This window comes from Streptantibioticus rubrisoli, from assembly GCF_024436055.1.
Taxonomy (GTDB): Bacteria; Actinomycetota; Actinomycetes; order Streptomycetales; family Streptomycetaceae; genus Streptantibioticus_A; species Streptantibioticus_A rubrisoli.
The window spans coordinates 1-11,648 of the sequence record NZ_JANFNH010000049.1 but is presented as its reverse complement, the minus strand read 5'-3'; the positions used below and the strand labels follow the sequence as shown (position 1 = coordinate 11,648).

General features: G+C 70.6%; 16 protein-coding genes. 9 read left to right on the top strand and 7 right to left on the bottom strand.

Annotated elements, in window-relative coordinates; genetic code table 11:
- Positions 1 to 284: 284 nt before the first annotated feature.
- Together NON19_RS28200 and NON19_RS28195 are read right to left on the bottom strand one after the other, a co-directional pair.
- Positions 285 to 530 (bottom strand): hypothetical protein, encoded by a 246-nt coding sequence (locus NON19_RS28200; protein WP_255931945.1) that lies wholly within the window; start codon positions 528 to 530, stop codon positions 285 to 287.
- Between the two features lie 476 nt (positions 531 to 1,006).
- The gene (locus NON19_RS28195) at positions 1,007 to 1,243 is read right to left on the bottom strand and encodes a hypothetical protein (protein ID WP_255931944.1); all 237 of its coding nucleotides are present in this window, start codon (positions 1,241 to 1,243) and stop codon (positions 1,007 to 1,009) included.
- Positions 1,244 to 1,455: 212 nt separating this feature from the next.
- Here NON19_RS28195 and NON19_RS28190 point away from each other — a divergent pair, with 212 nt between their 5' ends.
- Both NON19_RS28190 and NON19_RS28185 read left to right on the top strand, forming a co-directional pair.
- The gene (locus tag NON19_RS28190; protein ID WP_255931943.1) at positions 1,456 to 2,424 is read left to right on the top strand and encodes a hypothetical protein; all 969 of its coding nucleotides are present in this window, start codon (positions 1,456 to 1,458) and stop codon (positions 2,422 to 2,424) included.
- A gap of 323 nt (positions 2,425 to 2,747) precedes the next feature.
- Entirely contained in the window at positions 2,748 to 3,449 is a 702-nt protein-coding gene (locus NON19_RS28185; protein ID WP_255931942.1) for a restriction endonuclease, read from the top strand.
- Positions 3,450 to 3,550: 101 nt separating this feature from the next.
- Here NON19_RS28185 and NON19_RS28180 read toward each other — a convergent pair whose 3' ends face one another.
- Together NON19_RS28180 and NON19_RS28175 are read right to left on the bottom strand one after the other, a co-directional pair.
- Positions 3,551 to 4,120 (bottom strand): GNAT family N-acetyltransferase, encoded by a 570-nt coding sequence (locus tag NON19_RS28180; RefSeq protein ID WP_255931941.1) that lies wholly within the window; start codon positions 4,118 to 4,120, stop codon positions 3,551 to 3,553.
- Positions 4,117 to 5,490: an NsdA family TPR-like regulatory protein gene (locus NON19_RS28175; protein WP_504979621.1), complete on the bottom strand. Its 1,374-nt coding sequence runs from the start codon at positions 5,488 to 5,490 to the stop codon at positions 4,117 to 4,119. The genes NON19_RS28180 and NON19_RS28175 overlap by 4 nt, the downstream gene beginning before the upstream one ends.
- 145 nt (positions 5,491 to 5,635) lie before the next feature.
- Between NON19_RS28175 and NON19_RS28170 the strand changes: the two genes are divergently transcribed.
- The 5 genes from NON19_RS28170 to NON19_RS28150 all read left to right on the top strand — a co-directional run bounded on the left by NON19_RS28170 (position 5,636) and on the right by NON19_RS28150 (position 9,167).
- On the top strand, positions 5,636 to 6,085 hold the full coding sequence (locus NON19_RS28170; RefSeq protein ID WP_255931939.1) for a hypothetical protein: 450 nt from the start codon (positions 5,636 to 5,638) through the stop codon (positions 6,083 to 6,085).
- A 120-nt stretch (positions 6,086 to 6,205) separates the two neighbouring features.
- Positions 6,206 to 6,346 (top strand): hypothetical protein, encoded by a 141-nt coding sequence (locus NON19_RS28165; RefSeq protein ID WP_255931938.1) that lies wholly within the window; start codon positions 6,206 to 6,208, stop codon positions 6,344 to 6,346.
- 74 nt (positions 6,347 to 6,420) lie between these two features.
- Positions 6,421 to 7,908: an MBL fold metallo-hydrolase gene (locus tag NON19_RS28160; protein ID WP_255931937.1), complete on the top strand. Its 1,488-nt coding sequence runs from the start codon at positions 6,421 to 6,423 to the stop codon at positions 7,906 to 7,908.
- Positions 7,905 to 8,777, top strand: coding sequence for a hypothetical protein (locus NON19_RS28155; protein WP_255931936.1), 873 nt, complete (start codon positions 7,905 to 7,907; stop codon positions 8,775 to 8,777). Before NON19_RS28160 ends, NON19_RS28155 begins: the two co-directional genes overlap by 4 nt.
- Before the next feature lie 15 nt (positions 8,778 to 8,792).
- Entirely contained in the window at positions 8,793 to 9,167 is a 375-nt protein-coding gene (locus NON19_RS28150; protein WP_255931935.1) for a VOC family protein, read from the top strand.
- Positions 9,168 to 9,344: 177 nt separating this feature from the next.
- On the opposite strand, the gene NON19_RS28145 is transcribed toward NON19_RS28150, so the two are convergent.
- Together NON19_RS28145 and NON19_RS28140 are read right to left on the bottom strand one after the other, a co-directional pair.
- Positions 9,345 to 9,701, bottom strand: coding sequence for a hypothetical protein (locus NON19_RS28145; protein WP_255931934.1), 357 nt, complete (start codon positions 9,699 to 9,701; stop codon positions 9,345 to 9,347).
- Positions 9,698 to 10,168: a DUF6247 family protein gene (locus NON19_RS28140; RefSeq protein ID WP_255931933.1), complete on the bottom strand. Its 471-nt coding sequence runs from the start codon at positions 10,166 to 10,168 to the stop codon at positions 9,698 to 9,700. The genes NON19_RS28145 and NON19_RS28140 overlap by 4 nt, the downstream gene beginning before the upstream one ends.
- A 135-nt stretch (positions 10,169 to 10,303) precedes the next feature.
- On the opposite strand from NON19_RS28140, the gene NON19_RS28135 reads away from it, so the two are divergent.
- A complete protein-coding gene (locus NON19_RS28135; RefSeq protein ID WP_255931932.1) occupies positions 10,304 to 10,426 on the top strand; it encodes a hypothetical protein in 123 nt (40 codons plus the stop codon).
- 163 nt (positions 10,427 to 10,589) lie between these two features.
- Positions 10,590 to 10,943 carry a hypothetical protein gene (locus NON19_RS28130; RefSeq protein ID WP_255931931.1) on the top strand — a complete coding sequence of 118 codons (354 nt, stop codon included), beginning with the start codon at positions 10,590 to 10,592 and terminating at the stop codon, positions 10,941 to 10,943.
- A gap of 123 nt (positions 10,944 to 11,066) precedes the next feature.
- Here the strand turns inward: NON19_RS28130 and NON19_RS28125 are convergent.
- Positions 11,067 to 11,648 (bottom strand): RapZ C-terminal domain-containing protein (locus NON19_RS28125; protein WP_255931930.1); only part of this gene is annotated, 582 nt, incomplete at its 5' end.

Below are 11,648 nucleotides of genomic sequence, written 5' to 3'. Positions count from 1 at the left end.
GGACCCTCCTCGTGGAGGGCCTGACGTTCCTTATGGGGTCACAAATCACCAAACGGTCTGTGTGGTCTTGGGGAGTGCTGCACCTCCTGGCTCTGCAGGACTCCGGGCTGGTAACCCGGGTCCCGCGATTTGTGCGGGTGGCTGACTGGCCGGTCAGCCGTGGTGGGTGTTGCTGTGTTTCGGGATTCAGCCGCTGGTATTTGGTGGTGAGCTGAGTCCTTGTTCGGATGGGCGCCGCCCCGGTGGGTAGCCGGGGCTTTTTGGCGCGTCCGGACGTTGGGGGACTATCCGGTCATCGGTAGGGCTTCTTGGTCGTCGTGTTCGTCCGCCCATACTGGGCGGCCGTTCTCGTCGACTTCCATCCGCCGTACCAACTCGTTGACGAGTCCCGCGAATGACAGCCCGGTGCGCTCTGCTGCCCGGATGGCCTTAACGGCCACGTCGGGCACCACCACGATGCCGGTCCGCCAATTCTCGCCAGATGACGGGTCGTAGGAGACACGACGGCCACCTTGCGCTCGTCCACGCACGGGTCCTGATGCTCCAGCTCGTCCTGCCATGCTGTCGATCTTTCCATAGATGCCGACGTAATCACTACGGAATGTCGGCGTGTCGCCGTACTTCTTTGAGGCGAATGTGGTTTGAGGGAACGTCACTGCGGTCCAAATGATGCGACAAGATCCATAATTACCCTGTTTTCGGCCTCAGCCACGGCCAGTCAGCCACGACGATGCGGTCAGCCGCCCGAGCAGGCGCGCGTATGCCACCTGCACCCCAACGGGCCTCAGCCACTCCCTGTTTGCTTGATCGTCACGGTCGTCACCACCCGAGACTCCGCGCCGGAAGTGCTGCCTACGGTCTGCAGACAACGGCGGCGCCGACGCGCGAAGCGAGCGCAACCACGGAGGACCAGCAACGACGGCGTGGTGCCTCCCGTCCGTTGGGAGGCACCACGTGGGGCCTGCGGGTGGAGCGCGGGCGGTTGCCGCACCCGTCGTGGTGCGGTTCACGGGGTCGCGGATATGGCGTGTACGTGGCTGATCGCGGGTGTGGGGTGGTGAGTTGGTGCGGCCTTTTGCTGGGGATGGGAGCCGAGCAGCGCCAGGATCAGCAAGAAGGCCGCGAATCCGCCTCCTCCTGCGGCTGCGGCTGTGGCGCCGCCTCCCGAACCGGCGTAGGAGCCGCCTCGGTAGTGGGGGCGGACGTAGGTGCCGGCGCGGTAGTGGCCACGGACGTGAGGCATGCGAAGTCTCCGTTTCACTCGATCGTGGAAGGCGGTCAGTTGACCGTGCTCTCGACGGTAGGGAGTGGGGATTCGCGGATGAGGGGCCCACAACGCGGGGGTGCACGGCGGAAGTTGCACCCCCGCGTTGTGGGCGCCCCGAGTGTCAGTGGCCGGTCGTACCGTCGTTTGTTATGCCGAGGAGCACGCCGAGTAAGGCGGATCAGGAGTTAATGGCCGCGGTCAGCGCGGCCGGGGTGACGGTGAGCGCCGCCCAGCTGGAGCGGTGGCGGCGGTGGGGCCTGCTGCCGAGGGCGACGCGGACGTGGCAGGGCAAGTACGGCAGCACGTGCTCGCTGCCAGAGGGCAGTGTGGAGTTGGCGACCGCCCTGGGTCGGCGGGCGCGGCGTGGCCGGGGCTGGGCAGACTTGGCCGTGCTGGCGTGGATGGACGGGGCACCGGTGAAGCCCTCAGTGTTGGCCCGCTCCGTGCGGCACAGCACGCGCACGTTGTTGGAGACCGTGCACGCGGAGCTGGAGCAGGAGATGGCCGCGAGCCCGGTACCGGAGGATCTGCGGCTGGATCCGGCCTACGAGCAGGCCGAGGCGATGGCGCGGATCGTCGAAGGACAGCGGAACTCTGGTCGGCGCGTAACGCAGCGGATGCGGACTCGGCTGCGGGCTGCCGGGTGTGAGGTCCCGGACAATCCGCTGAACGAGATGCTGATCCGCATGTGGTCCGCCTTCGCGGAGCCACCCGACGATGAAACGGCCCATATGTGGGGAATCGCCTTGGGGCTGACCTCCGAGTCACCGGACGAGATGGCCGTGATGGCCGGACTCGGGTGGCTGTTCGGCCGCGGGCTGATGGAGCTGACCGGCACATCGGGCCATGGGCTGGTCGACCTGGCCGTGCAGCAGTTGCTCAATGGCGAGGCGGCGGCGACCACCGAGGAGATGACCCGAGCCCGCGAGGAGTTCCGCTCGGTCGCTGCGGCCATCGTCCCAGACGGGATGGGCGTGGATCCCGGCCAGCACGCGATGTTGGCTCAGCTGGTGGCCCTGTTCAGCTCGGTGTGGGCGCTGGTCTGCCGCCAACTGCCCAACGGTGGCGGTCTGCCCATGGTCTTGCGGGCCGGGCTCGACGCGATTGGAGTGCCTATCCCCGCTCACGAAGGGCTACGGGCCGCGCTCGCCGCCTAACGCTGGCAGAACACCTCTTCGATTTTCTGACTGGTTGTCAGTGGCATCTGCTGCACTGGTTGGTTGGCACGGGGGTACGTCGAACAGCTTTGGGGAGGGGCAGCGGTGCCGTTCATAGACAGCTACACGCGCAAGGACGGAACCCAGGTGCGGGCGCATTCACGCTCGGCACCGGGGGCGAAGCGGGAGTTATCCATCCTGGCCGGGGTGGTCTTAGCCGCTTGGGCGCTGACAGCCGGGCACGTGCACGTGACGGTCAAGACACCGGACGCGCCCGCAGTGCGCACGCAGGTGACGGCTCCGGCGCATCCGGGGGGTGGGCGGTGAGCCGCCGGCCACCGGCCCGGCGCCGTCCCGCCCGGCGGGCTCCGGCCCGACGGCGCACCCGGCGCCGTGGTGGTGGCGGCGAGTGGGTCGTGGGCCTGGTGGCGCTCGGTATCGCGCTCGCCGTGATCGAGTGGCTGCTGGCGAACTGGTGGATCCTCGTCGTCCTGGCGGTCATCGCCGCCGGTGCTGGCGGGGTCTGGCTGTACCGGGTGCAGCAGCGGGCGCAGTGGGAGCGGGTGCGCATCAACGGCCTGCGCTACGGGCTGGCGCAGCTCGACGCACTCCATCACCGCGAGTTCGAGCACGCGATACGCGACCTGATGCAGCGGGACGGCTGTGCGGACGCGGTCCAGGTCGGCGGGGCCGGGGACAACGGCGCGGACGTCAAAGCCACCGATCCGCTCGGTCGACGCTGGGTGATCCAGTGCAAGCACCGCCGCAACGGGGACGCTGGATCACCGGTGGGAACCCCAGACCTCCACGTACTCAACGGCACCGCTCGGCAGTTGCACGGCGCCGACGTGGTGGTCCTGGTGACCAACGGCCGCTTCACCCAGCCGTGCGCCCCGCTGGCGAAGTCCCAAAAACTCCACCTGGTGGACCGGCGGCTGCTGGGCACATGGGCGACGGGGTCCCGCCCGCTGTGGGAGTTGCTGCCGCGGCTGCCCGCACCACGCAAAACCACGCCGCTGTCGTAGCGGTTCGGGAAGGAACAGGAAAAGGGGGCCGCCTCGGCGGTCCCCTTCGTCGTGCCAGGCAGCGGTACGGCAGCTGACCCGCGCTGGTCAGCGGGCGGTGCTCACGGTTGACCGTCGAAGGTGCGGATCATCGCCGTGTACAGCGGGGCGTCGTCCCACGGGCGGCTGGGACCCAGGGAGCGGTATCCCCAGCGGTTGTACGCCTGCCGTGCTGGGGCTGCTTCCGGCTCGGGGCGCACGGTGAGGGTGACCCGCTCGGCGGGCATGCCGGCCAGCAGCGCGGTGTGCAGAGCGGTGGCGACGCCGGAACGGCGCCACGGCCGGCGGACGGCCAGCTCGATGACCGCGAAGGTGCGCTCGCCGGTCTCGCGGGTGAAACCGGGGTCGGCCGGTGGCTGCTGCAGGCCAGACCACCAACGGGTGTCGGCGGGCAGGCAGTAGCCGTAGGTGAAGCCGATGACCTGGCCCTCGTCGTCGCGTGCGAGGACCAGGCGGAAGTGCGGGCGGGTCGCGGCCTGGCGGGCGAACCGCTCGGTGAACTCCTTCACGTCCTTAGGGCCTTCGCTGTACGGGGGCTCGACGTACACCTCGACGTAGGCAGGCAGGAACGCGTCGAGCTGGTCGAGGGCGGCGGGGCCGTCGAGGACCTGCAGGGCGGGGCGTGCGGTCATCGGTGGCCTCCGGATGTCGTGGTCAGGTACGGGGTGATGGCCTCGACCGCCTCGCGGGCGCTGCGGGCGTCGGTGCGCTGCAGCTGGCCGCGGACCTGGGCGAGGCGGCGGATGACGCGACCGGAGTCGACCTCGGCGAGGTCGTCGAGCGCGGCGGTCGCCTCGCCGGCGGCTTCGTCGGCTTCTCCGGCGTTCACCAGGGCGCGAGCGAGGGTGAGCCGGTACAGCGCGCGGTTGCGGCCGTATGCGGCGGCCTGCCGCGTCACGGCGGCGCGCAGGAAGGGGACGGCGGCGCGGGGCCGGCCGGTGTCGGCGTACAGCAGCCCTTGGGCGAAGTCGAGTTCGGCCGGGCCGTGGAACGCGGCCCACGGTGGTGCGGGTCGGCCGCGGTCGGTGCGCTCCAGCATGCGCATGGCGGTGGCGAGTTGGCGGCTGGCTGCGGTGGCGTCGCGCATCCGGGCCAGTGCACGTGCTTCCCGTGTGGTGATGAGCGAGAGCAGGGTGGGGGAGCCGAGTCCTTCGGCCTTGCTGCGGGCGGTGCGGGCGAGGTCGTAGCCGTCGCGGGGGCGGTCCTCGTGGATGGCCTGCATGCTCAACGCTGCCAGGACCAGGACCTCCAGTCCGGTGTCGCCCATCACCGTGGCGGTGGTCAGCGCCTCGCCCCAGTAGCGGCGGGCGGCGTCCTGGTCGTCGGCATCGTAGGCGAGCCACGCCACTTGTTCCGCGGTCTCGCCGACGAGCAGCTGCAGCTGGCGGGCGATCGGCTCGGCCACGGCCGCGGTGTTCAGTACCCGACGGACGCGGTGTAGATGGCGCACGGCCAGCGAAAGGACATCGGCACCGCCGTACGCGTCGTCGAGGGCATACAGAGACCGCAGTCCCTCGCGCAGCTCCAGGACGTGGGCGGAGCCGACCTCATGGCCTCCTCGCGGGAGCGCCGCGCAAGCGGCCAAGCTCACCGCGTCGGCCACAAATGCCCGCCGTTCCACCCGCGCCTCCTTCCGCGTCGGCGTGATCGTCTCACCGGTCGTCCGGGGTCGAAACCCCAAGGCGGAGGGGTCCGTTCCGAACATCGCCTGCAGCACAGCCCAGGCACGAGCCCGAGGCTGGGGCGGGTCCGGCTGTCTCCATCGCCGTTGCTGGCGCTCGGTGACGGTGACCGGCTCGCCGAGCAGCCGGGCCGTGGCATCGAACGCCTGCAGGAATGCGGCGGGCTGGTCCCAACCGCGGGCGACACATGCCCGTTGAAACGGTGTCACGTCGTCGGTCACCTGAACCCCCGGTGCAGCTGCTGAACCGACGGTAGCGGTGCCCAGTGTTCCGAAAGTCCGGTCGGACGCGGAAAAGTCCGGCGATACGTCCGGGGACATGTCCGCCGCGCGGTGCGGGCGCGGCGGTTGTCTGGACACAACGAAGCTCGGCCCAGGAGCGAGCGCCCCCAATGGGTCGGGCTACCCGCCCATGGCCGTCGGCGCGGAGTGAGCCGGCGGTACCTCACCACCCGGAGTTCGTCGAATGACCGCGTCCGTACCGCGCCAGTCCCGCGATGCTGTGGAGTCCGCCTCACCGCTGCACTCGGTACCGTCCGGCGGTTGGGTGAGCGCTCTGCCGGGCAAGGCCAGCTTGCGGCGGGCGGGCCGGGATTGGGACGCGGTGCGGCTCGACCCGACGATCGGCCCCACGGTCTATGAACGCATGCGCGATGCGACGCATGGCGAGGCCGGGCCGGTGATCCTCGATCCCTACGCCGGGTGGCACTACTGGTTGGTGCGGCCCGGCGCCACGACCCACTGGGACTTCCCCGGCGTGGTCTGCCGCAGCACTGGCGGGTGGGTCACAGTCGTGCACGCCGCACGGACCACTGGTCCGGGGCCGCACTGGCTCAGCCCGCCCCACCCTGACGGGCGCCTGGCTCACGCCGTACTGCTCCACGCGGTCATCCGCTCCGTCGTCGGCGGTGCGTGAAGCTCCCGGCCGGTCCGCATAGCAAGGGGCACGGACCGGCCGGGCCGCGGCGCCCTTCGCCCATCCCCCGAGGCGTGGCGCCGCACCCCTGCCAGCCAACCCCGAGAGGAGGTGAGCAGCATGACGAAGTCCAGTAAGCGGGAGATCACGGCCACGAAGGCGGTGGTGTCCGCGGCGGCTGTCCGGACGCTGCAACGTCGCGTGGCCGCGTTCGCGGCGACCGGCGCGACCAGCCACGCGCCGACGTACTACCACCGGTAGGCGCAACGCGGGGAGGGGCGCTCGCAAGCCCCTCCCCGCTCCTGACATCCACTCACGCCCCATTCGGAGAGGCCATGTCCGCTGACCTGCACCTGACGTTCCTGGGACACCAAACGTGGCACATCAGCGATGGGCACACCGTCGTGCTGCTGGATCCCATCCTCGACACCGCCTTCGGCGCGGGAGATCTGCGATTCGAGATCTGGCCGCCCCGCCAGGTGGACGTAGCGGCAATGCCCGCGCCGGACGCCATCGTGCTCACCCATGAACACCTTGACCACTTCCACCTGCCCTCACTGCACCTGCTCGACCGCTCGACGCCCGTCTACACGGGGATGACCACTCCAGCCGCCGTGACCGACGCCATCGCCTTACTGGGCTTCGGCGTGCACCGTGTCGACCACACCCAGCCGATCCGGGTTGGCGACATCGAGATCACCCTCTACCCGGCCGGCGCCCGCACTCTGTTCTGGGAGAAACGGGTCGTACAGCCGCTGGTACGGCTGGCGGGCACCAGCGACGCAGACGTGTTCGTCGGCGTGGACGCCGACGTCTCCGACCTGTACGTCGAGCAGCTGACGGACGGAGCCGTAGTACCGCCGCGGCTCGCGGTGGTGTCCAACAACAGCCAAAGCGTCCCCTACGGTGCGCTCGGCGCGGACACCAACCTGCTGCCGGGCCTGGACGGCCCGCGCCATCGCAAGACCGGCGTCCAAGTGCTGAACGGTCTACTGATCGACTACCTACGCCCGTTGGACGGTGTTGCCGACGTGGCGCTGTGCGGCAACGGGTTCACCGCGCCGCGCAGCCCACACGGCCCGTTCCTCTACGCCGACCATGCCGCGCTCGCCCAGGCCGCCAACACGCTCCAGCACCTGTTCCGCGTCCACGGCCCACGCCCCGGCGACCAGCTCACCCTGCCCGGCGACCGGACGGCGATCACCTCCAGCCGGGCCCCGTGGGTGACCATCGACACCGCTGAAGAAAAGCGCGCTTGCGCCGCGCTGGCGGCCTTCCTCGACCAGCCGCGCCAGGTCACCCCGACGCCGATCACCTCACCGTTGCCGGAAGACGAGTGGGACACCGCCCGCGAGACCGTGGCCCGGGAACTGCCGCGCCTGGCCCGTGAGTTGATCGCCACCCGCACCGGCACGCTGGCCGGGAGCATCCACGACTACCTAGCTGGTCCGCTCGGCGCTCACCGCCTGGTGCTCCGGCTGCTCGATCCGCCCGGCCAGCCCGGCGGCGTCGACAGCTACGCGTGGGACATCACCGGACCGCGCTGGGAGCCGGTACCGACCGTCAGCCGTGAAGAGACCATGGCCGTCTACCCGTTCGGGATCGAGGTCTACTTCCAGGACTTCGTGGCCCTGTTCGACGGCCGCGCCCAGATCTGGGACGTGATCGGCGGCTCCTACCAGGGATGGCACATCGGCGAACCGCTGGATTCACCGGTCTTCGCGCTGTTCGCGGTCTACGGCGAGCACCAGCGGCCGGACCTGGCGGCCCGCTGCTACGCCTACAGCCTGGCCCGCCTCGGCATCACCCCGGCAGCATCGTGAGCCACCGCACCGCTCCCGTCGGGCCGTTGGACGGCGCTGCCCGTCTGCGGCCTGACGGCTGGCTGGACACTCCGCTGACCACCAGCATCGCCCACGCCGAGGCCCAGGCCCGCGCCCTGCTGCCCCGCCACCACCCGGCCGCTCCCGGCCCGGTCCGCTGCCTGACCGCCCGCTACCGCACCGCGACGTTCACCCTCGGCGACCCGCCCCAGCAACTGCTCAAGCGGCACGCGGCCGAAGCCGCGTACCTCGGTGAGGTCCTCGCCTACCAGCTGCTGCAGCACGAAGCAGCGCTGCCAGCCCTACACGGTTGCAGCGACACCGCGCTCACGCTGGTTGTCGACTACCTCGACCAGCCCGCCCCACTGGACGGGCCGAAAGCGTGGGAGGACCTGGTCGCCACAGTGGCGGCCGTCCACACCGCCCCCACCCGCTGGCCAGCCCACACCGCCGACGCCATGAGCCAATGGCGACTCGACCAACTCCTTGAAGCCTCCACACCAGCGTGGATCCGCGACCCGCCGGCCTGGCGGCTGCTGCTCCAGCTGACCGCCGACGCGCACGGCACCGGGCACGTCCCGCTGGGCCACCTCGACCTGAAACCCGATCACTGCCGCAGGGACAACGGACACCTGGTCCTCATCGACGCCGAGACACTACGGCCCGACCTCACCGGGCTACCCGACTTGATCACCCTCGCCTACCTGGCGAGGGATCACCCGGACATGCCCCCGGGCTGGATCCGCCAGGTCTATCGTCAGCACTGCAACCAGCTCGGCGCCACGTGGACCGACGCAAGCCTCGTGCGCGCGCTGGAAGCGTTCGCACAGGCCACCGGCCTGCACTCCCTTCACGGCGCCACCACATGAAGGAGAAGTACGTACGTGTTCCAGGGCATCCGCACCGTCATGGTCTTCGCCGACGATCCCGAGAAGTCCGCTCGCTGGTGGGCGGATGTCTTGGAGGCGGAAGAGATCCACCTGGAAGTGGAGAACGGCCGGGTGTACGCCTGGCTGGACGTCGACGGGGTCGAACTCGGCTTCCACCCGGCCGACGACGCACGCAACCCTCGCGGGGGTAGCCCCGTCGTGTACTGGGCCGTTGACGACGTCGACGCGGTCCGCCAACGTCTGTTGGACGCCGGGTGCACCCACCACCGCGGCCCCATCGAAGCCGAACCGGGCCGAAAAATCTGCCAGTTGACGGACCCCTTCGGAACCATCATCGGCATCGACGGACCCGGATCAACACCCGCGTAAGGCGTGCGGGGCGCCCGGGTCGGCCCCGGCCCGGGGCGTAGGTGCGGACAGCACGGCGCCCCCGACATCTGCCTTGTCGGGGGCGCCGTGTGCTGCTCGGTGCGTTTACTGGCGGACGAGCCCGGCGGGGTCGATCTCGAAGGGGAAGCCGGAGGCTTCCTGCTGCGAGCGTCCTCGCTAGCGGTCGGTCTGCCTGGGGTGGCGGGTGGATGCCCGGTCGATCCAGATGGTGCGGCGGTCGGGGTCGACCAGGTACCAGATGCGTCCGCCAGCGGTGACCTCGATCTGCCAGCGGTCGAGGGTCTGGCCGCGGTGGGTGCCGTGGGCGAGTTCGCCCTTGAGGCGGTGGTGGCGTTCGGTCCGGGTGGCGGGGGCCGGGTCGGTGCGCATCAGCTGCCAGGCTGAGCGGGTGTTCGTCGGTGCCTGGGCGCACAGCTCGTCCCAGCCCTTGGCGGCGTCGCCGTTGGCGAAGCGGACGTCCCACTCGCCGGAGCCCGGCGGCGGGGCCGCGCGGTCTCCGCGCTTGGGGCTCACGCGGCGGTTCCCGGCTCGGGCACGGGGCCGAAGTCCTCGCCGGAGTCGGTGGTCAGCGCGGCGTACAGCTCGGGGTCGGCGTGGACCTCGGCGGTGTGCCGCCACTCGGTGATCAGCTGGGCGACGGCGGCGGTGTTGTCCATCTCGACGGCGGCGCTCAGTGCGTCGACCAGTTCCACGGAGAATTCCCGCACGTCGTGGGCGGGCAGGTAGCGCACCCACGGGAAGGTCGCGGGCAGCACGTCCAGCACCAGGGTGCGGCCCTGGGGGGTGCGCATCATCTCCACGAACAGGCGGCTGGTCGCGCCCATGACCTCCTGGTCCTGCTCGGCGCGGGCGGCCGTGGTCAGCACCAGGTCCTCGTCGTCCCGTCGCCGCAGCAGTATCCGCCGACTGCCGCGCAGCGCGGCCAGCGTCGCCTTGGGCTTGTTCAGCAGCTCCGACAGGTTCGTCTCCAACACGCTCATGACTTGAAGCTTAGTTGACAAGTCTGCCGGATGCGCGGGGAGCACGGGCGCCCGCCTGTCCGGCGGACGCTTGAGATCGAGTCCACGGGCTGGGAGCCTGCTGCCATCGGCCGTACGAGGACGGGAGGGCCGACGATGCCGGTGAAGGACGCGTGCCCGAACTGCGGCGCCCGCATCGAGGAGAAGGACCGCTGGGGCGCCTGCAAGAAGTGCGGGGCCTGGCAGAAGCGATTCGCCCCGGAGACTCAGTCCGCCTGACAGACCGCGCCGCCTGCCTCCGTCCTGGTCAGCGCAGCCGCTCGGCCTCGCCACCAGCTGCTGCCGCTCGCGCGCGGACTTCGCCCTGCCCCGGGCCAGTGTCCGCATGACAGTGCTGGCGGACCCCCGGCGGGCGAGGGCCAGAGGGTTCTACTGTGCCGCCATGAGGATTCCCGGCAAGAAGACCAAGGAACTGTCCGAGGACCTGCAGACGATGGATGCGGGTCTGGCCATGGCCGCTGACCTGATAGCCGACAACGCTGCGAAGAGCCTGCGCGAGGGCCGCTGGGCGGACCTCGTCGCCGACCTGGCCGAAGCCAGCCGCCGGACTCAGATCAGCTTGCACGAAGCAGTCGAAAAGGCGCTCGCCGAAGGGGAGACCTTCGAGACCCTGGCCAATGGCTCCCACCTGTCGCCCGAATACCTGCAGGCGGCGTACGAGCAGTTCAACCGTGAGATGTGGGCACAGGCCGGTCCCGACAAGGACGGCCGGGAGCCCTGGCGGGTGCTGGGCTGATGTCCTCGCGATTCTGACCGTGCGGCACCCCACCCGCCGTACGGATCGGGGCCGGTACAGTCGAAAGGGCGCCCGCAGCCAGCTCGAATGGCTGCGGGCGCCCGTTGTGGTGCTGCCGGACGGTCAGCGGTCGACGACGTCCTTGTCGAGGTCGCGGTGGACCAGGTCGACGCTCAGGCGCCGGTCGGTGAACTCCTTGGCAGCGTCGGCCAGCCCGTACGTGGCGGCCTGCTCGACGTCCCCGGTGAGGACGGCGCACAGGGCCATAGCCGTTGCCGCGGCTCGGTGGCGCCCGCCGGCGCACTGGGTGACCACGGTGAGCGGCGCGGCCGTGGGCCCGGCGAGGTAGCCCTGGACCTGCAGCGCGGTCGCGGCGAGGACCTGGCGGACGCCCGGGGTGTCCATGACGGTATCGCGCACGACCCGGTCGTGGGCGGTGAGCTGGCGCAGGTCGGCGCGGACGTGCGGGTCGCGGAAGTGGTGGCGCAGGTCGAGCGCGATGGTGGCGCGCTGCAGGACGTCGGCGTACTCGCCCTCGCCGTCGTCGTGCAGGCGGCCGACGGACACGATCGTCACGTCGGCGGGGGCCTGGTCGACGATGCGGTCCTTGCGTGGGTCCCAGCCGGTGCAGTGCTCGCGAACCTGGCCGTCCTTGCCGCGCACGGTGATCTGCCACGTCGGCCACTGCTCGCGGGGGCCGCGGTC

Excerpts from the sequence above, each read along its gene's own strand:
- NON19_RS28195 (WP_255931944.1), bottom strand. The coding sequence starts at position 1,243 with ATGCCTCACGTCCGTGGCCACTACCGCGCCGGCACCTACGTCCGCCCC.
- NON19_RS28190 (WP_255931943.1), top strand. The coding sequence starts at position 1,456 with ATGGCCGCGGTCAGCGCGGCCGGGGTGACGGTGAGCGCCGCCCAGCTG.
- NON19_RS28180 (WP_255931941.1), bottom strand. The coding sequence starts at position 4,120 with ATGACCGCACGCCCCGCCCTGCAGGTCCTCGACGGCCCCGCCGCCCTC.
- NON19_RS28175 (WP_504979621.1), bottom strand. The coding sequence starts at position 5,490 with ATGTCCCCGGACGTATCGCCGGACTTTTCCGCGTCCGACCGGACTTTC.
- NON19_RS28170 (WP_255931939.1), top strand. The coding sequence starts at position 5,636 with ATGACCGCGTCCGTACCGCGCCAGTCCCGCGATGCTGTGGAGTCCGCC.
- NON19_RS28165 (WP_255931938.1), top strand. The coding sequence starts at position 6,206 with ATGACGAAGTCCAGTAAGCGGGAGATCACGGCCACGAAGGCGGTGGTG.
- NON19_RS28160 (WP_255931937.1), top strand. The coding sequence starts at position 6,421 with ATGTCCGCTGACCTGCACCTGACGTTCCTGGGACACCAAACGTGGCAC.
- NON19_RS28140 (WP_255931933.1), bottom strand. The coding sequence starts at position 10,168 with ATGAGCGTGTTGGAGACGAACCTGTCGGAGCTGCTGAACAAGCCCAAG.
- NON19_RS28135 (WP_255931932.1), top strand. The coding sequence starts at position 10,304 with ATGCCGGTGAAGGACGCGTGCCCGAACTGCGGCGCCCGCATCGAGGAG.
- NON19_RS28130 (WP_255931931.1), top strand. The coding sequence starts at position 10,590 with ATGAGGATTCCCGGCAAGAAGACCAAGGAACTGTCCGAGGACCTGCAG.